This is a genomic window from Polaribacter haliotis, from assembly GCF_014784055.1.
Classification (GTDB): domain Bacteria; phylum Bacteroidota; class Bacteroidia; order Flavobacteriales; family Flavobacteriaceae; genus Polaribacter; species Polaribacter haliotis.
Map to the genome: position 1 here is coordinate 3,375,131 of NZ_CP061813.1, position 19,874 is coordinate 3,395,004.

The window sequence follows — 19,874 nt, forward strand, 5'->3', positions numbered from 1 at the left end:
ATGAATAATATTAATTGTCTTATTGTAGATGACGAACCTGTTGCAAGAGGGATTTTGGAATCTTATGTAGCAAAGATTCCTAATTTAAAATTGATAAAATCTTGTAAAAATGCCATGGAAGCTTTTGATGTTTTGCATCAAGAAAAAATAGATTTGGTTTTTTTAGATATTAATATGCCAGAAATTTCTGGATTGTCTTTGGCAAAATCTATTAATAAGAATTCTAAAATTATTTTTACAACTGCACACAGAGAATATGCATTGGAAGGTTTCGACTTACAAGCTATCGATTATTTATTGAAGCCAATTTCTTTCGAACGTTTTTTCCAAGCAGTAAATAAGTCTTTTGGTGTTTTTAAAAACGAGACTAAAAATCAGGAAATTATCCCAGAAACCACTAAAAATGAATTTATTTTTGTGCGTTCAGAAAGAAAAATGATTAAAATTGTTTTTGATGAAATTTTATATGTCGAAAGCCTTTCCGATTATATTAAAATTCATTTGAAAGATAAAATAATCGTAACAAGAGAAACGATTACAAATATTGAAAAGAAACTGCCAACACAACGTTTTTTAAGAATTCATCGTTCGTTTATTGTAAACATTAGTTGTATAGATTCGTACACTAATGAGTTTGTAGAAATTGGAAAAAACGCAATTTCCATCAGCAGAACTTATAAAGAAAATGTACTTACAAAGTTGACAGAAATTTCCTAGAAATAGTTTTATCTTTACAGCAAATTTTAGACTTTGAGTACAAAACAATTTATTCCAAAATCAGCTTTAAAAAATATCGAAAAAGCAATTTTTTCATGGCAAACACCAAGTAATATTGCTTTGGTAAAATATTGGGGAAAAAGCAATCCGCAATTACCAAAAAATGCTTCAATCAGTTTTACGTTAGATAATTGTCATACAATTACCACTATCGATTTTGAAAAGAAAGAAATATCTGAAAATGTAGATTTCAATCTTTTTTTCGAGGGAAAACAAAAAGACGAATTCAAGCCTAAAATTGCAGAATTTTTCAAAAGAGTAGCCGATTATTGTCCCTATATTTTTGAATATAAAATGACAATTAATTCAGAAAATTCTTTCCCTCATTCGAGTGGAATTGCATCTTCAGCAAGTGGTTTAAGTGCGATTGCAATGTGTTTAATGAGTTTAGAAAAAGAATTAAATTCAGATTTATCATTAGAATTTATCAATAAAAAAGCATCATTTTTAGCAAGATTAGGTTCAGGAAGCGCGAGTAGAAGTGTAGAAGGGCCTTTGGTTGTTTGGGGAAGTCATCCAGAAATCGAAGGAAGCTCAGATTTATTTGGGGTTAAATTCCCACACAAAGTACATTCGATTTTCGAAAACTATCAAGATGCAATTTTGTTGGTAGATAAAGGAGAAAAGCAAGTTTCAAGTACTGTTGGGCATAATTTAATGACCAATCATCCATATGCAGAAAATAGATTTGTACAAGCAAATGATAATTTAGGGAAATTATCAGAAATTCTTCAAAATGGAGATATAAAAGCATTTGTAAATTTAGTAGAAAGTGAAGCATTAACGTTGCATGCAATGATGATGACTAGTAATCCTTACTTCATTTTAATGAAACCAAATACACTGGAAATTATTAATAAAATTTGGAGTTATCGTCAAGAAAATAATAGCAATATTTGTTTCACATTAGATGCTGGAGCTAATGTACATGTTTTGTATCCGTTATCGGAAAAAGAAGCTGTTAATCAATTTATTGAGAATGAGTTGGCTAATTATTGTCAGAAAAAACAGTATATTTATGATTCCGTTGGTTTTGGAGCAAAACAGCTTTAACCAATTTTATTAAATCGGTTTATGAAAATTACGTCTATCTTATTTTTTCTATTATTCAGTTTTTTTGCAACTGATTTTGCTGCGCAAGAAAAAATTTGGTTTGATGTAAATAGTAATGTTACTACAAAAGAAAAAGCAGTTTATTATAGATTAGTTTCTTCTAATAAAAATGAAAAGCAACAAATTATAGACTATTATATTTCTGGTAAAAAAGCTAAAGAATTTTCTTTTGTTAAAGGGAAAGAAAATGGAAAATATTCTGAATTTTATAGTTCTGGAGAATTAAAAACTATTGGGAAATTTGATAACGGTCGAAGAGATGGTGTTTGGAAAACCTATTATAAAAACGGAAAAATAAAAGAAAAAGGGAAATATAATAAAGGTGAGAAAGTTGGTGTTTGGAAGATTTACTACAAAAACGACTAACTAATTTACTATTAAGTTTTTAATTCGTATTTTTGCAATACTATTTAAAGAAAAATGAAAGGACCATTATTTTATGCTAAAATTCTTCTTTTTGGAGAATATGGAATTATAAAAGATTCTAAAGGTTTAGCAATTCCATTTAACGCCTATAGAGGTGCACTAAAATCATCTAAAAACCTTACTGGAAAAGCACAAATTTCTAACGAAAACTTAAATCGTTTTTATAAACATTTGGCTTCTTTAAAATCAAATGAAGTTAGCTTTAATTTAAAGGCTTTTAAAGAAGATATTGATAATGGAATGTATTTCGATTCTTCAATTCCACAAGGTTATGGAGTTGGTAGTTCTGGTGCATTAGTTGCTTCGATTTACGATAAATACGCAGCAGATAAAATTACTGTTTTAGAAAATTTAACAAGAGACAAATTGTTAAAATTAAAACAGATATTTTCTTTAATGGAATCTTTTTTTCATGGAAAAAGCTCTGGCTTAGATCCTTTAAATAGTTATTTAAGTTTACCGATTTTAATAAATTCTAAAGAAAATATAGAACCTGCAGGAATTCCATCTCAAAAAGAAGGAAAAGGAGCCGTTTTCTTATTAGATTCAGAGCAAATTGGCGAAACAGAACCAATGGTAAACATCTTTATGAATAAGATGAAAAACGAAGGTTTTAGAAAAATGATTAGCGAAGATTTCGCAACTACTACAGATGCTTGTATTGAAGATTTCTTACAGGGAAATGTAAAATCTTTATTTGGAAATGTAAAATCATTATCTAAGTTAGTGCTTAAAAATTTCAAACCGATGATTCCTACTGCTTTTCATAAAGTTTGGGAAAATGGAATCGCAACAAACGATTACTACTTAAAACTTTGTGGTTCTGGTGGTGGAGGTTATATTTTAGGTTTTACGGAAGATTATGAAAAAGCTCAAAAAAGTTTAAAAGACTACAAATTAGAATTAGTTTATAGATTCTAAATAAAGTCTTTATGATTCCCTCAAAAGCAAAACAAATTACACTTAAATTCTTTAGTTTATTTTCGGCTGTAAGAGGTTATAATATTATAGTTCTTGTAGTTGCACAATATTTAGCTGCCATTTTTATTTTTTCTCCAACAAAATATTTAAGAGAAGTTATTTTCGATTTACACCTATTGTATTTAGTGTTGGCCTGCGTTTTTGTAATTGCTGGTGGCTATATTATCAATAATTTTTACGATGCAAAAGTCGATAAAATCAATAGGCCTCTAAAAGCAGGTTTAGATAGTTATGTAAAACAATCTACAAAACTGAGGCTTTATTTTTTATTAAATTTTATTGGTTTTGGTTTCGGAATTTTAATTTCTTGGAGGGCTGCATTGTTTTTTGCAGTTTATATTTTCGGAATTTGGTTATATTCTCATAAGTTGAAAAGATATCCATTTATTGGTGTAATTTCTGCAACTGTGTTAACAGTTTTACCATTTTTTGCGGTATTTGTTTATTATGGAAATTTTTCAAAAATAATTTTTGTGCATGCAAGTTTCTTGTTTTTGGTAATTATGGTACGCGAATTAATTAAAGATTTAGAGAACATGAAAGGAGCTTTAGCAAATAATTATGCTACTTTTCCAGTGGTTTATGGAGAAAAAAAGACAAAACAATTTTCTGTCTTATTATTAATTTTAACTGTGTTTCCAATTGCAATTTTATTAAATTATGCCTCATTAAGTTACATGCAATATTACTTTTATTTTGCTTTAATTATTTTGATTTTCGTTGGTTTCTATCTCTGGAAATCTATTTCCAAAAACCAATATAGAATGTTACATAACACCTTGAAACTACTTTTGTTTATTGGTGTTTTGTGTTTAATTTTTATTGATACTTCATTGCTTTTAGAGAAGGTGATTAATAGATTAAATTAAACAAAAAGCTAATCTTTATTCTTTGTTTTACAGACGAAGAAATCTTGATTCTCTTATAGAGTATTAATATTCAAGAAATAACTACCTTTGCAAAAATTTAATTATAATGAAATCAGATAGAAACTCGTCGAGAGGACGACAAGAAGGTAAGAAAAGTACACCTCTAAGTCGCAAAAGAAAAAAACCAACTGCAACTTCTAAGGAGTCAGGAGCTCCAAGAAAAGAATACAAAAAGATTAAGGAAGCTCCAAAAGCTGACGAATCTGCAGGAATTCGTTTAAACAAATACATTGCGAACTCAGGAATTTGCTCTAGAAGAGAAGCAGATACTTATATTGAACATGGAAGTGTAGAGGTAAATGGAAAGTTAGTAACTGAAATGGGTTACAAAGTACAAGCAAATGATATTGTAAAATTCGATGGAACTTCAATTACTCCAGAGCAAAAAAAGTACGTGCTGTTAAACAAGCCAAAGAATTATATTACAACAATGGATGATGATCGTGGAAGAAAAACGGTTATGGAGTTAATTGCAAATGCTTCAAAAGAAAGAATTTATCCAGTGGGGCGTTTAGATAGAAATACAACAGGTTTATTATTATTCACAAATGATGGAGATTTAGCTAAAAAACTAACGCATCCAAAGCATAATGTAAGAAAATTATACCATGCTTCTTTAGATAAAAAACTAGATTTAAGAGATTTAGAAAAGTTAAGAGGAGATGTTGTTATTGAGGGTAAAAAAGTATTTATCGATGCAATTTCATATGTAGATGGAGAACCAAAAAGTGAAGTTGGAATCGAAATACATTCAGGAAGAAACAGAATTGTTCGTAAAATTTTCGAACATGTTGGTTATAAGGTTAATAAATTAGACAGAGTAATTTTTGCTGAATTAACAAAGAAAAATTTACCAAGAGGAAGATGGAGAGAGTTAACGAATCAAGAAGTTAGCAACCTTCAAATGTTGAAATAATTTTTTCAACTTAAAAAATATAAGCCTTTTAGAAATCAAATTCTAAAAGGTTTTTTTATGCGTTTAAAACGATAAAATCAACCAATTTTGCAGCTAAACCTGCAGTATTATTATCTATGTCAAAATCTGGGTTTAATTCTGCAATATCACAGGAAACTACTTTTTTACTTTCGAATAAAAATTCCAAAGTTTTGTACACAAAATTTGGACTAAAACCAAGTGGAGAAGGAGCACTTACGCCAGTTGCAAATGCAGATGAAAAACCATCTAAATCAATTGTAATATATAAGTAGTCTGCTTTTTTAATAAAGGAAGTCAGTTTGTTTTTTAAACTTTCAGTAAACGTTTCACATTCTAAATTAGAAACATAGGAAACGTTATTTTTATCAGCAATTTCAAATAATTCTTTAGTGTTCGATTGTTGTTGAATTCCAATCGCAAAATAAGAAGCCTCTTTATATTCTGATAAAATTTGATTAAAAGGAGTGCCTGAATTTGGTAGCGTTTCAACAGTTCTTAAATCGAAATGCGCATCAAAATTGATAATTCCTATGTTGTTTTTTGTAGAATCTTTCAAAGCATCTTTAATTCCTGAAAAATTCGCATAGGCAATATCATGTCCACCTCCAATTGCAATTGGTAATACTTTATTTGAAATTAGTTTGCTAATGGATTTTGAAAGTGCTTTTTGGCAATCTTCTAAATGATCATCAAAACAAATTATATCTCCAAAATCAACAATATTTTTATTGTTGAAATGAATTGGAATTTTTCCTAATTTATTTCGAACACTTGCTGGACCTTTTCTTGCACCAATTCTTCCTTGATTTCTTCGAACACCTTCATCGCAAGAATAGCCAATCAATCCAATATTTATTTCTGCATCAAAATTTTCATTTTCAATATTAGAAACCGTTATATTTTGATACCAATATTGATTTTCAAGTACTGTTTTTCTACCAGTCCAATCTTTTTGATTTCCAGCAGTATAATCAACTTTTAAATGATTGAAAAAACTCATAATTACGATTTTTAAATTTCTTTTCCTTTTAAAAAGACTTTCTCAATTTTATGATTTCCAAAAGAATAGGGAATAAAATTATAAGAATTAATTTCTTTTGTCAAAATTAAATTTGCCAATTTCCCTTTTGTAATAGAACCCACTTTATTTTGAGAATTCATAGCATAAGCACCATTAATTGTCGCTGCATTTATGGCTTCTTCTGGTGTCATTTTCATTTTAACACAAGCAGTAGCAACAACAAAATTCATATTTCCAGAAGGTGAAGAACCAGGATTGTAATCTGTCGCCAATGCTAAAGGTAAACCAGCGTCAATCATTTTTCTTGCAGGCGTATAAGGAATGCTCAAAAAAAACGAACAAGCTGGCAAAGCTACTGGCATTGTTTTGGTGTTTTTCAAAACATTGATATCTTCTGTTCTCATCTCCTCTAAATGATCCACAGAAAGCGCTTGGTTTTTCACGCCAATTTGTATACCTCCAATAGCTGTAAACTGGTTGACATGAATTTTTCCAGTAAGCCCATATTTTTTTCCAGCTTCTAAAATTTGTTGGGCGTCTTCCACAGAAAAATAACTAGTTTCACAAAAAATATCTATAAAATCTGCCAAATTTTCTTTTTTAATGGTTGGTAGAATATCGTCAATTAACATTTGTAAATAACCACTTTTGTTGTTTTTATATTCGGCAGGAACAGCGTGTGCACCTAAAAAAGTAGCTTTTATTTCAATAGGATAACTCTCTTTTAATTTTTTGATGACTCTTAGCATTTTTAATTCGGCTTCTTTCGTTAAGCCATAACCCGATTTAATTTCGACAGCACCAGTTCCTAATTGAATAATTTCTTCCAAACGAACTTTACTTTGGTTGTATAATTCCTCTTCCGAAGTTAGTTGTAGTTTTTTTGCTGAATTTAAAATTCCACCACCATTATTAGCGATTTCTTCGTAGGAAAATCCGTTTATTCTATCGACAAACTCATCTTCTCTATTGCCAGCAAAAACCAAATGCGTATGAGAATCACACCAAGAAGGTAAAATCATTTTTCCTGTTGCATCAATCGTTTTTATATCATTTTTTGGGCAATCTTTCATGTTACCAAAATCTGAAATCAATCCATTTTCAACCAATAAAAAAGCGTTTTTTATGGTTGGTAAAATGCTCATTTCTTTTCCTGAGAGAAAATCGACATGTTTTTCTCTAACCTGAATTAATTCTTTGATATTTTTAAAAAGGAGCTTCATTAAAATAATTCTTTTAAAAGATTTTCTTCCACTAAGTTAGGTAAAGTAATTTTTAAATTTGGCGTTCTTTCCATTTCTCTTTTAATTGCAAAAATAGCTTCATCGTTTCTTGCCCAACTTCTTCTTGCGATTCCGTTGTTAACATCATAAAAAAGCATGTTTTTTAATTTTTCTTCTGCTTCTTTTGTGCCATCTAACAACATTCCAAAACCACCATTAATTACTTCTCCCCAGCCAACACCACCTCCATTATGGATGGAAACCCAAGTTGCGCCTCTAAAACTGTCTCCAATAACATTATGGATTGCCATATCTGCTGTGAATTTACTTCCATCATAAATATTAGAAGTTTCTCTAAAGGGAGAGTCTGTTCCACTCACATCATGATGGTCTCTTCCTAAAATTACAGCACCGATTTCGCCTTTTTCAATAGCATTATTAAAAGCTGTGGCTATTTTTACACGACCTTCTGCATCTGCATATAAAATTCTTGCTTGCGAACCCACCACCATTTTATTGTCTTTCGCATTTTTAATCCAAGTGATATTATCTTGCATTTGCAACTGAATTTCTTTAGGAGAATTCTCCATAATTTCTTGCAAAACATTGGCAGCGATTTCGTCTGTTTTGTCTAAATCTTCTGTTTTTCCAGACGCACAAACCCATCTAAAAGGCCCAAAACCATAATCGAAACACATTGGTCCTAAAATATCTTGAACGTAAGAAGGGTATTTAAAATCGATATTATTTTCTGCCATTACATTCGCACCAGCTCTGGAAGCTTCCAGTAAAAAAGCGTTTCCATAATCAAAAAAGTAGGTTCCTTTTTTAGTGTGATTATTTATAGACTTAGCATGTCTTCGTAAAGATACTTGCACTTTTTCTTTAAAAAGCTCGGGGTTTTCTCTTATTAAAACATTGGATTCCTCATAAGATAAATTTGCAGGATAATAACCTCCAGTCCAAGGAATGTGTAGAGATGTTTGGTCTGAGCCAATATGAATAAAAATATTTTCTTTGTCGAAACGTTCCCAAACATCAATAATATTTCCAATAAATGCGATGGAAACGACTTCGTTATTTTGTTGTGCTTTTAAAGTTCTTTCAACTAATACATCAATATCATCAATTAATACATCTACCCAGCCTTGTTCGTATCTTTTTGTAGCTGCTTTTGGGTTTACTTCCGCACAAATTGTAATACAACCAGCAATATTTCCTGCCTTTGGTTGTGCACCACTCATGCCACCTAAACCAGCAGTTAAGAAGATTTTTCCATTCGGATTTTCATCTTTTTTTAAGATTTTCCTGAAAGCATTCATCACAGTAATGGTAGTTCCATGTACAATTCCTTGTGGGCCAATGTACATAAAAGAACCAGCCGTCATTTGCCCATATTGAGAAACGCCCAACGCATTCATTTTCTCCCAATCATTTGGTTTCGAGTAATTTGGTATTACCATTCCGTTTGTAACTACAACTCTTGGCGCGTTTTTAGAAGATGGGAATAAACCCATTGGATGCCCAGAATACAAATGCAAGGTTTGTTCATCTGTCATTTCTGCTAAATATTGCATTACTAAAAGATATTGTGCCCAATTTTGAAAAACGGCGCCATTTCCTCCATAAGTAATCAATTCTTCTGGATGCTGTGCAACATCAGGATTCAAATTATTTTGAATCATTAGCATAATTGCTGCAGCTTGTTGGGTTTTTGCTGGATATTCAGAAATATCTCGTGCAAATATTTTATAATTTGGTTTGAATCTGTACATATAAATTCGTCCAAATTCATTTAATTCATTCGCAAATTCAATAGATAATTCTTTATGCCAATCTTTTGGGAAATAACGTAGCGCATTTTTTATTGCCAATTGTTTTTCTACTAACGATAAAATATCTTTCCTTTTTGGCGCTCTATTTGCGTCTTTTGGATAGCTTTTTTTAGATGGAAGTTTTGTTGGAATTCCTTGTAAAATTTGTTTTTTGAAAGTCATCTTAATTTTATTTTACAATTAATTTTTGAGTTTTTACTAACTGAATCATATTATTAATGTCGTCTTTTAAAAGTCTATCGTCTTCTAATTTATCCACTTTTTCTCTAATGATCGTATGATTTTTTTCAATAATTGTAGAAAATGTGTTTGGTCTTCTAAATTCTAAGGCTTGTGCAGCGTACATTAATTCAATAGCTAAAATTTTCTCTAAATTTTCTAAAATTTCATTGAATTGTCGCCCAGAAATACTTCCCATAGAAACATGGTCTTCTTGCCCTAAAGAAGTTGGAATGCTATCTGCAGAAGGAGGGAAGCATAAAGATTTATTTTCTGTAACCAATGCTGCAGTGGTGTATTGAGGAATCATAAAACCAGAATTTAAGCCACCACTTTTAGTTAATAATCTTGGCAAACCATATTTGCCTTCTAATAATAAATAACAACGCCTGTCTGCAATATTTCCTAATTCGGATGCTGCAATGGAACAATAATCTAAAGCCATTGCCAAAGGCTGACCGTGAAAGTTTCCACCAGAAATTGCTTCGGTTTCACTTAAAACAATTGGGTTGTCTGTCACAGAATTCATTTCTATTTCTGCTAATTCTTGTAAATGATAAAAAGCATTTCTACTTGCTCCATGAACTTGTGGAATACAACGCATAGAATATGGATCTTGCACACGTTCGCAGTCTTCATGAGAAGTAATGTTTTGAGAATTTTCAAACAACATTCTCATTCTTTCAGCCACTTTTAAACTGCCTTTAAAAGGGCGTATTTTATGTAATTCTTCTTTAAAGGGCGAAGCACTTCCTTTATATCCTTCTATGCTCATAGCTCCAGAAACATCTGATAAATCTAACAAATATTCCATTTTTTTAAGTCCGACTATGGTATGTGCTAAAATAAATTGCGTTCCGTTTATCAGCCCTAAACCTTCTTTTGCATGCAATTCTAAAGGTTCCATATCATGATTGCTCAAAACTTCTTTCGCAGGAACAATTTTTTTATCAATCCAAAATTCCCCTTCACCAATTAACGGTAAAAATAAATGAGAAAGTGGCGCTAAATCACCTGATGCACCTACAGAACCTTGTTTTGGAACGGTTGGCAACAAATCGTTTTCAATAAAATAAATAATGCGTTCAATCAGTTTCAATCGAACACCAGAAAAACCTTGGCACAAAGCGTGTACCTTGCAAATCATCATTATTTTAGAGATGTGTTTATTAATATTTTCGCCAACTCCAACTGCATGTGTAATTAATAAATTTGTTTGAAGTTGGTTCGTTTCCTCTGGGGAAATCTGTACATCACATAAAGGACCAAAACCAGTGTTTATACCATAAACAGCTTTATTATTTTTAGTGATGGTTTCTACTTTTTTTCTACAAGAAATTATTCTTTCTTTTGCTTCGTTATTAATAATGCCCTTTAATTTTCCATTAGAAATGGCAATTACTTTATCTGTGGTAAGGGTATCTACTCCGTATTTAAACATCATCATATTTAATTTGTGTTTTACAAAGTTATCGTTACTTTTGATAACTAATAATACTATTTATTAAGTTAATTAATAGCTATGAGTTATCAAATAGAATTAAGACACATTAAATATTTTTTAGCAGTTGCAGAAGAATTACATTTTAGAAGAGCGGCCGAAAAATTATTTATTTCGCAACCAGGCTTAAGTACACAAATAAAACATTTAGAAGAAGAATTGGGTGTCGTTTTATTTGAAAGAAATAATAGAAACGTAAGTTTAACCAATGCAGGAAAATACTTAAAGGAAGAATTATCGTTGCAATTAAAAGAGTTGTCCAATACATTTACGAACGCTAAATTATTGCATCAAGGTAAAAAAGGAGAATTAAGAATTGGGTATGTTGGTTCTGCAATGCAAGACGTTATTCCTAATTTATTGTTGAATTTCGAAAAAAATCACCCAGATATTTTATTCGATTTAAAGGAATTTGACAACCAAAAACAAATTGAAGATTTATTGTCTTTTTCAATAGATGTCGGTTTTGTTCGTTTAGAAAGAGTACCAAGAACTTTAGAAATAAAATCAATCTTAAAAGAATTTTTTTGTTTGGTTTTACCAGAAAATCATTCAATAAATAAAGAAAATTTTAAAAGTTTGGAACAATTTAAAGAAGAACAATTCATTCTTTTCGACTCTAAGTATAGTGCATCATATCACGAAAAAGTAATGCAAATTTTTGATGATTGTGGTTTTGCACCCATTATTTCTCATAATACGATTCATTCAGATTCTATTTACAAATTGGTTGAAAATAACTTTGGAATTTCTATTGTCCCAAAATCATTAGCTCAAAAAAGAGGTTATAAAATTAAATTTGTTGACTTGGATATGATTCCTCAGAAAACAACACTTTCGGTAATTTGGAATAAAAAGAATGGAAATTTAATATTGAATGATTTTTTGGAGTTGATTTAGAATGAGGAAAATAAAAGCACAAAAAAACCCGAACAAAAGTTCGGGTTTTAAGTGGTACCTCCAGGAATCGAACCAGGGACACAAGGATTTTCAGTCCTTTGCTCTACCAACTGAGCTAAGGTACCATTGCCTTAGCGGATGCAAATATAAAATGTTTTTTTACATCTACTAAAGAAAATTTAAAAAATTTCTGTTGTACTTTTGATTTTTATCTAAAATAACCAAATGAACCTAACAATCGATGTCGGAAATACAAGAGTTAAAATAGCTGTTTTTGAGCGAAATAACCTCGTGGAAACCATGTTTTTTGATAAGAAAAAAATAATTTCAGAAATTCAAAAAATTTTAAAAAAATATTTAATTTCTAATGGAATTATCTCAAATGTTGCGACAATTTCAGAAAACAAGATGGAAAAATTGCAGAAAATCGTCAATTTACAAGTTGTTTCCTCTAAGATAAAAGTCCCTTTTATTAATTTATACAAAACTCCACTTACTTTAGGAGTCGATAGAATTGCTTTAGTTTCTGGAGCAGTAAAACAATTTCCAAATAAAAACGTTTTAATTATAGATGCTGGAACCTGTATTACATTTGACTTTGTAAATGCTAAATCGGAATATTTAGGTGGTGCTATTTCTCCAGGAATTCATTTAAGATATAAAGCTTTAAACTATTTTACAGCCAATTTACCATTAATTGATGCACTTGAAATAGAAAATTTTGTTGGAAAAGACACTAAAGAAAGTATTATTTCTGGAGTTTTAAACGGAGTTGTAAAAGAGATAGATGGTGTTATTACAGACTATGATAATAAATATATGGATTTAACAGTACTTTTAACAGGTGGAGACACAAATTTCTTGTCAAAACAATTAAAAAGTAGCATATTTGCCAATCAAAATTTGCTCCTACAAGGACTAAATGAAATATTGATATTTAACGGATACAAATGATTAGAAAGATTTTAGTAGTATTTTTACTCATAACTTCTACAACTTTATTGGCACAGAAAACAAATTCTTCTCCATATTCTTTTTTTGGAATAGGTGAGGAGTTCAGCCCAAGAACTGTAGAGCAACATAGTATGGGAGGTATAGGAGTAGCTTATAACCATTACAAATATTTAAACTTTACAAACCCTGCTGCAAATGCGTATTTAAGATATACGACGTATGCTTTTGGTGGATTAAACAACGATTTAACAATAAAGAGTGGTGGAGAAAAGCAAAAATCTACATCTACAAGTTTAAGTTATATTGCTTTGGGGTTTCCTATAGGTAAAAATGCTGGTTTTTCTTTAGGGTTACAACCAATATCTTCTGTTGGATATTCTTTAGTAAATAATTCTTTCGATGTAAATGGAGATTTAAAAGCAGTAACTCTTTACGAAGGTGATGGTGGAATTAATAGAATTTATGGAAGCTTTGGGATGAAAGTTTTTAAGAATTTTTCTATCGGAATCGAAGCAGATTATAGTTTTGGTAGTATAGAAAATAGCATAACAAATCAAATAGATGAAGTAAGTTTAGCTACTAAATATAAGGAAGACAACATTATAAGAGGAGGTGCTATAACATTTGGTACTCAATATCAAAAACTACTTAAAAATAATTTATATTTGAATGCTGGTGCTACTTTTAAATTAGGAAATGATTTAAGAGTTACTGGAAACGAATACTTGTATTCTCTTACCTTAGGTTCTAATGGAGGAGACATTCCAAGAGATACATTATCAAATGGAGCAGTGAATGGGAAATATAGAATGCCATTAAAAAGTATTTTAGGAGTTGGTTTAGGTAAATTTGATAAATGGTATCTTTCATTAGAGTATGAAAACCAAGATGCAATACAGGTTTTAGGATCACTCTCAAATACAAATGCAGCCTATAGATACGAAGATTCTAATAGATTTTCTTTAGGTGGTTATTTTTTACCTAAAATAAATTCAATTTCTAGTTATTGGGATAGAGTTACATACAGAGCAGGAGTAAGGTTTGAAAAGACTGGTTTGTCTGTAGATGGTTCTGGTGCTGGTACGAATTTTACAACAATTAACGACTTTGGCATGTCTTTTGGTTTAGGTTTACCACTGAAGCAATTGTCTAATGTTAATTTAGGATTTGAATTTGGTAAAAGAGGAACTACGACTAATAATCTAATACAAGAGAATTATGTAAACTTTAGGTTGAGTTTATCCTTATCAGAAAGTTGGTTTCAGAAAAGAAAAATTGATTAATTATTTAAAACTATTAAAATGAAGAAAATTACGTTTTTATTAGCGGCTATGTTGTTCTTGAACACTGTAAAAACAAATGCTCAGGATGCGAAAATGGAATGTACAAAAAATTACAATCTATTTTTAGGTGACTTCAAATCTAAGAAATATGATGATGCATATGTAAATTGGATAAAATTAATGGACGAATGTAAAGACTTGTCTGTAAATATTTATAAGTATGGATCTATTTTAGCAGAGAAAGTTAAAAAAGATCCTGTATTAGCAAAAAGAGTTTACGAACAACGTTTACAATATTTTCCTAATAATAACCCTGCAAAAGTACATAGTGATTATGCAACTTATTTGTCAGCAAATAAATTAGCGTCAGAAGCAGAGGTTTTTGCAATTCTTGAAAAAGGATATGCAATAGATCCTACAAAAATGGGGATTAAAAATTTATACATGTATTTTCAAGGTATAACAGATAGAAATAAAGATACAAATCCTCAAAAAGTTTTTGATACTTATGATGATGTTTTGGAAAGTATGAGTAAGAAATTAGATGGTTATGCTGCTAAATTAAAAGAATTATCTGTAGATACTATTGCTAACAAAAAAATGATTGATGCTTATTCTAATAATTCTAGAGCTTTAGGTACAGTAGAGGGTGGTTTAGATAATATTATTTCTGAAATAGCAACGTGTGAGCGTTTAGTGCCATTATACGAAAGAGATTTCGAAGCAAACAAATCGAATGCTGTTTGGTTAAAAAGAGCGGTTTCTAGAATGTTTAATAAAGGGTGTCAAAAAGAGCCATTATACCAAAAATTAGTAAAAGCTTATGCAGAAGCTTCTCCTTCTCCAGAAGCATATGCTTTCTTAGCAAATGTATTGGAAGATAATGGAGACGAAGCTGGAGCAACAGCAATGAGAGAGAAATCTTTTAATTTAGAAACAGATCCATTAAAGAAGTCTAAGTATAAGTTAAAGTTTGCACAAGCAGCTAAAGATAGAGGTCAATATAGCAAAGCAAGAAGTTTGGCTAGAGAAGCGTTAAGCTTTAACCCGAATTCAGGAAGAGCTTATTTATTTATAGCGAGTCTATATGCAGCTAGTGTAAATAATTGTGGAGGTAATGAGTTTGAAAAAAGAATGGTATATGTTGCGGCTTTAAATAAAGCAAGAAGAGCTGCTGCTGTAGACCCTAGTATGTCTTCAACTGCAAGGAAGTATGCAAGAAATTATGCGGCAAACTCACCAAGTCAATCAGTAATTTTTACAGCTGGTGCAACACCTGGAGGTAAATACACTATAAAATGTTGGATTGGAGAAACTGTTACAATTCCAAAAAAATAGTTTTGTGAAAAACTATCAACAAATAATATTAAAAAGCATTACTGTACTATTTTTTACAGTAATGCTTTTTTCTTGTTCTAATTCTACTGAAGAAGTTCGTAATTTTTTAGAGGAAAAAAACCTTCCAATTGGTACAGCAAAAGATGCTTATCATATTTATAAAGATTCTGGTAGAATTACTTCAAAATTAATTACACCTTTGTTATTAGATTTCAGTAATCGTAAAGAACATCCTTACAACGAGTTCCCAGAAGGTTTAAAAATTATTAATTTCGAGAATAAAGGAAAAGATTCTGTTACTGTTTTAGGCGATTACGCATTAACATATTCAAAAACAGAAATTTCTGAAATTAAAGGAAATGTGGTGGTTATAAATCATACAGATAAATCGAGATTAGAAACAGATCAGCTTTTTTGGGATCAAAAAACGAAATATTTTGTTTCAGAAGAGCCTTTTACATTGTATCAAGATAGAGATACAATTATAGGGATTGGGTTTGAGTGTAAAGAAGATTTAACCAAACATTTAACTAAAAAAACTACAGGAAGATTAGAAACTAAAGAAGAATAAATTATGAACAGACTTTGGAAATTTTTTCAATATGGATATTTAATGGTAGCATTTATTTGCATAGTTGAAGGTATAGTTCGTTGGAATACAGAAAGAAATAGATCTTATTTGTTTTTAGGTTTTGCTATTTTTATTATTTTAGTATTCTTCTTTAAAAGACACTTTAGAAAAAAAGTAGAAAAAAGAAACAAACAAAACAACCAACAATAGTTTAACATTTCTTAATGGAAATTGAACTTATTATTATTTTTTTATCCATAATTCTTTCCGCTTTTTTTTCGGGAATGGAGATTGCATTTGTATCTGCGAATAAGTTACATATAGAATTAGAAAAGAAAAGGGAGGGTTTTATTCCTAAGATTTTAAATAGAATTACCCAAAAATCCTCAAAATTTATTACCACAATGCTGGTGGGTAATAATATTTCTTTGGTAGTTTATAGTTATTATATGGGGGCTTTTCTGGTAAGAATTCTTCCAATAGAAAGTTATAATGAATTTACAATTCTATTAATACAAACCATCATATCTACAATTGTAATTTTAATAACTGCAGAGTTTTTACCAAAAGCAATTTTTAGAATTTATGCAAACGAAGTTTTAAAAATTTTTGCAGTTCCTGCTTATGTGTTTTATATTTTATTCCATTATTTTTCAGAATTTATTACTGTAATTTCCGACTTTTTATTGCGTGTTTTCTTTAAAACAAATGCAGATGAGCAACAAACGGAATTCAGTAAAGAAGAATTAGGTAATTACATTACAGAGCAATTAGAAACCGGAAGTGAAGACGAAGAAATGGATTCCGAAATTCAAATTTTCCAGAATGCATTAGAATTTCATAACGTAAAAGCAAGAGAAGTTATGGTTCCAAGAACCGAAATTATTGCTGTAGAAATTCACGAAAAAGTATCGAATCTTAAAAGAATGTTTATAGAAACAGGTTTATCTAAAATACTAGTTTATAAAACTTCTATGGACGATGTAATTGGTTATGTTAACGCATTCGAACTTTTTAAAAAACCTAAAACCATAAAATCAATCTTACTTCCTGTAGAATTCGCTCCAGAATCTATGATGATTAATAACGTTTTAAATAATTTAATGAAAAAACGTAAAAGCGTTGCTATTGTGGTAGATGAATATGGGGGAACTTCTGGGATGATTACAGTTGAAGATATTGTAGAAGAATTGTTTGGCGAGATTGAAGACGAACACGATTCTCAAGAATTTTTAGAAGAAAGAGTAAATGAAACCACTTTTAATTTTTCTGCACGATTAGAAGTAGATTATTTAAATGAAGAATATGGTTTAAATATTCCTAAGTCAGAAGCTTATGAAACTTTAGGAGGTTTTATTATAAACCACACAGAAAACATCCCGCAAGAAAAAGATGTGGTTGATATTGAGGGTTTTGAGGTTCGTATTTTAAAAACAAGTAGTGCTAAAATAGACGAAGTATCACTTAAAATTCAATTAGAAGACGATTAAAAAAAACTTCATACAATCTTTCCTTTAAATTGCTAGCTATCTTACCACTAATATGTTTAAAATGGGTTGCAATATTAAAACCCAAATCGTATATTCGCCAACTGAAAATAAATTAAATTAAGTATGGCAATTTTATCAAAAATTAGAGAACGCTCAATGTTCTTAATAATTATTATTGGTTTAGCACTTTTTGCTTTTGTATTAGACCCTTCTACTTTAGGAGATTTTTTCAACTCTAGTAAAGTAAATGAGGTTGGAGAAGTTAATGGTGAGGCAATTTCTAGACAAGAATTTGCAACCGCTTTAGAAGCATATAAGCAACAAGCTGGTGGTAGAGTTTCTGAAATGCAAGCAGCGAAATCTGTTTGGGATAACATTGTTAGAAAAAAGATTTACAAAAACCAATTAGCAGAAGCAGGTATTACTGTAGGAGAACAAGATGTTTGGAACGAAGTAATTAATTCTCCTTCTGTAAATAATAGTCCTCAGTTTCAAAATGAAGCTGGTATGTTTGACGAAGGAAAATTCAAACAGTTTTTAGCAGACACTAAAGAAAATAATGAGCAATTATGGTCTGCCTGGTCTAATTACATGAATCAGATTAAAGATAATGCTGAAACAAATACATACAATAGACTAATTACAGCAGGTTTAGGAGCTTCTTTAAAAGAAGGAGAAAACGAGTATATGATTGAGAATACGAAAGTAAATGCTCAGTTCGTATATGTTCCTTACAGTACTGTTGCAGATAGTTTGGTTAAAATTACAAAATCTGATATTGAAGCGTATATTAAGAACAATAAAGCTCAGTTTCAAGTAGAAGCAGCTCGTGATATTTCTTATGTAAAGTTTGATATTGTTGCAACTCCAGAAGATGAGGTAGCTATAAAAGCAGATTTAGCTACTTTAATAGAAGACTTTAAAAAATCATCAGACAATAAAGATTTCTTAAATGAAAATGGTTCTGAAACTCCATTAGATTTAAATTATAAGTACAATGCAAATGTAAATCAAACTGTTGCAAATGACATTTTTGCAGGAGATAAAGGAGAAGTATTTGGGCCTTATAAAGATCAAGGGTATTTTAAAATATCTAAAATTGTTGAAGTTTCTAAAATGCCAGATTCAGTTAAAGCGAGTCATATTTTAATTCCTTTTGTTGGAGCTCAAAGAGCAACTCCAGATATTACAAGAACAGAGGAACAAGCTAACAAATTAGCAGATAGTATTCTTACAGTTGTAAAAAGAAGAAGTAGCAAATTTGCAGATTTGGCAAAAGAATTTTCTTCAGATAAATCGAATGCAGAAAAAGGTGGAGAGTTAGATTGGTTTAACTACAGTAGAATGACACCTGCTTTTAGAGATTTTTCTTTTACAAACAAGAAAGGAACAATAGATGTTGTTAAAACTCCTTTTGGTTTCCATATTGTAAAAATAGACGAGACTAAAAACGAGCAGAAAGTTTTAAAATTAGCGACATACAGTAGAAAAATTGTTGCTTCAGAAAAAACTGAAAACGATGTATTCCAAAAAGCAGAGCAATTTGCATTGGCTGTTTCTAACAATAAAGATTATGCACAAGTTGCAAAAGATAATAATTACAATTTAAGACCTGCAGTAGGTTTAAAAGTGTTAGATGAAAATGTACCAGGTATTGGAAACCAGAGACCAATTGTTTCTTGGGCATTTGGTAGAGATTTAGAAACAGGAGATTTTAAACGTTTCGATTTAGAAGGTAGCCATGTTGTTGCAATAGTAACAGGAAAAACTGAAAAAGGTTTAATGCCTGTAAGTAAAGCAACAAATAGAGTAAGGCCAATCTTATTAAATGAAAAGAAAGCAGCTTTACTTTCGGAAAAAGTAAAAGGAGCAGATTTACAAGAAATTGCTAAAGCAAACAATACAACAGTTAGAACTGCAAATGGTATAAACTTAAAGACACCAACTTTAAGTGGTGTTGGAGCAGAACCTAAGGTTGTAGGTGCAATGTATAATGCAGCAATAGATAAAGTTTATAGTAATGTTGTAGGAAGTAGAGGAGTTTATGCTTTTAAAGTTTCTCAAAGAAATTTACCAACAGCTTTACCAAATTACGATTCAAATAGAAAGAAAATTGCTGAAGCAAGAAAAGGACTTACATTTAAAATGTATGAAGCTTTAAAGGAAGCTTCAGATGTTGAAGATAATAGAGCTAATATGTATGTTTCTAACTAATAATTAGAATCAATACCTTTAGAAAATAAAAAATCCGTTCACATTGTGAACGGATTTTTTATTTTTGGTCTTTTCTATTTACTATGAACATAACTCAAAAAGGAGTTTTAACTACTTTAAAGGTTAGAGATTTCGAGTAGCTGAAGAACAGTTTTTCGGAGT

Annotated in this window: 17 protein-coding genes and 1 tRNA gene; 13 read left to right on the forward strand and 5 right to left on the reverse strand. The window is 30.3% G+C overall.

Annotated elements, in window-relative coordinates:
* The 6 genes from H9I45_RS14430 (at position 1) to H9I45_RS14455 (ending at position 5,142) form a co-directional block, all read left to right on the forward strand.
* Entirely contained in the window at positions 1–717 is a 717-nt protein-coding gene (locus H9I45_RS14430) for a LytR/AlgR family response regulator transcription factor (RefSeq protein ID WP_088354426.1), read from the forward strand.
* A gap of 33 nt (positions 718–750) precedes the next feature.
* A complete protein-coding gene (locus H9I45_RS14435) occupies positions 751–1,830 on the forward strand; it encodes a diphosphomevalonate decarboxylase (protein ID WP_088354425.1) in 1,080 nt (359 codons plus the stop codon).
* A gap of 21 nt (positions 1,831–1,851) precedes the next feature.
* A complete protein-coding gene (locus H9I45_RS14440) occupies positions 1,852–2,256 on the forward strand; it encodes a toxin-antitoxin system YwqK family antitoxin (protein ID WP_088354424.1) in 405 nt (134 codons plus the stop codon).
* Positions 2,257–2,310: 54 nt separating this feature from the next.
* Entirely contained in the window at positions 2,311–3,237 is a 927-nt protein-coding gene (locus tag H9I45_RS14445) for a mevalonate kinase family protein (RefSeq protein WP_088354423.1), read from the forward strand.
* 11 nt (positions 3,238–3,248) lie between these two features.
* Positions 3,249–4,166, forward strand: coding sequence for a geranylgeranylglycerol-phosphate geranylgeranyltransferase (locus H9I45_RS14450; protein ID WP_088354422.1), 918 nt, complete (start codon positions 3,249–3,251; stop codon positions 4,164–4,166).
* A gap of 106 nt (positions 4,167–4,272) precedes the next feature.
* A complete protein-coding gene (locus tag H9I45_RS14455; protein WP_088354421.1) occupies positions 4,273–5,142 on the forward strand; it encodes a pseudouridine synthase in 870 nt (289 codons plus the stop codon).
* A gap of 55 nt (positions 5,143–5,197) precedes the next feature.
* On the opposite strand, the gene hutG is transcribed toward H9I45_RS14455, so the two are convergent.
* From hutG to hutH, 4 genes are read right to left on the reverse strand one after another with little or no spacing between them, the layout of a single operon-like run.
* The gene (gene hutG / locus H9I45_RS14460; protein ID WP_088354420.1) at positions 5,198–6,163 is read right to left on the reverse strand and encodes a formimidoylglutamase; all 966 of its coding nucleotides are present in this window, start codon (positions 6,161–6,163) and stop codon (positions 5,198–5,200) included.
* Positions 6,164–6,174: 11 nt separating this feature from the next.
* Positions 6,175–7,407, reverse strand: a complete 1,233-nt coding sequence (gene hutI / locus H9I45_RS14465; protein ID WP_088354419.1) for an imidazolonepropionase — start codon at positions 7,405–7,407, stop codon at positions 6,175–6,177.
* The gene (gene hutU / locus H9I45_RS14470; RefSeq protein ID WP_088354418.1) at positions 7,407–9,404 is read right to left on the reverse strand and encodes a urocanate hydratase; all 1,998 of its coding nucleotides are present in this window, start codon (positions 9,402–9,404) and stop codon (positions 7,407–7,409) included. Before hutU ends, hutI begins: the two co-directional genes overlap by 1 nt.
* 7 nt (positions 9,405–9,411) lie before the next feature.
* Positions 9,412–10,902 (reverse strand): histidine ammonia-lyase, encoded by a 1,491-nt coding sequence (gene hutH / locus H9I45_RS14475; protein ID WP_217896860.1) that lies wholly within the window; start codon positions 10,900–10,902, stop codon positions 9,412–9,414.
* Positions 10,903–10,983: 81 nt separating this feature from the next.
* Between hutH and H9I45_RS14480 the strand changes: the two genes are divergently transcribed.
* Positions 10,984–11,862: a LysR family transcriptional regulator gene (locus tag H9I45_RS14480; RefSeq protein WP_088354416.1), complete on the forward strand. Its 879-nt coding sequence runs from the start codon at positions 10,984–10,986 to the stop codon at positions 11,860–11,862.
* Positions 11,863–11,914: 52 nt separating this feature from the next.
* Here the strand turns inward: H9I45_RS14480 and H9I45_RS14485 are convergent.
* A tRNA-Phe gene (locus H9I45_RS14485) sits at positions 11,915–11,987 on the reverse strand.
* 100 nt (positions 11,988–12,087) lie between these two features.
* Between H9I45_RS14485 and H9I45_RS14490 the strand changes: the two genes are divergently transcribed.
* The 6 genes from H9I45_RS14490 to H9I45_RS14515 all read left to right on the forward strand — a co-directional run bounded on the left by H9I45_RS14490 (position 12,088) and on the right by H9I45_RS14515 (position 19,712).
* Positions 12,088–12,816 carry a type III pantothenate kinase gene (locus H9I45_RS14490; RefSeq protein ID WP_088354415.1) on the forward strand — a complete coding sequence of 243 codons (729 nt, stop codon included), beginning with the start codon at positions 12,088–12,090 and terminating at the stop codon, positions 12,814–12,816.
* Positions 12,813–14,099 (forward strand): BamG family beta-barrel-assembly machinery protein, encoded by a 1,287-nt coding sequence (gene bamG, locus H9I45_RS14495; RefSeq protein ID WP_088354414.1) that lies wholly within the window; start codon positions 12,813–12,815, stop codon positions 14,097–14,099. The genes H9I45_RS14490 and bamG overlap by 4 nt, the downstream gene beginning before the upstream one ends.
* Positions 14,100–14,117: 18 nt before the next feature.
* A complete protein-coding gene (locus tag H9I45_RS14500) occupies positions 14,118–15,437 on the forward strand; it encodes a tetratricopeptide repeat protein (protein WP_088354413.1) in 1,320 nt (439 codons plus the stop codon).
* A 4-nt stretch (positions 15,438–15,441) separates the two neighbouring features.
* Positions 15,442–16,008, forward strand: coding sequence for an LPS export ABC transporter periplasmic protein LptC (lptC, locus tag H9I45_RS14505; RefSeq protein WP_088354545.1), 567 nt, complete (start codon positions 15,442–15,444; stop codon positions 16,006–16,008).
* A 224-nt stretch (positions 16,009–16,232) separates the two neighbouring features.
* Positions 16,233–17,498, forward strand: coding sequence for a hemolysin family protein (locus H9I45_RS14510; RefSeq protein ID WP_088354411.1), 1,266 nt, complete (start codon positions 16,233–16,235; stop codon positions 17,496–17,498).
* Between the two features lie 123 nt (positions 17,499–17,621).
* Positions 17,622–19,712 (forward strand): peptidylprolyl isomerase, encoded by a 2,091-nt coding sequence (locus H9I45_RS14515; protein WP_088354410.1) that lies wholly within the window; start codon positions 17,622–17,624, stop codon positions 19,710–19,712.
* Positions 19,713–19,874: the final 162 nt, after the last annotated feature.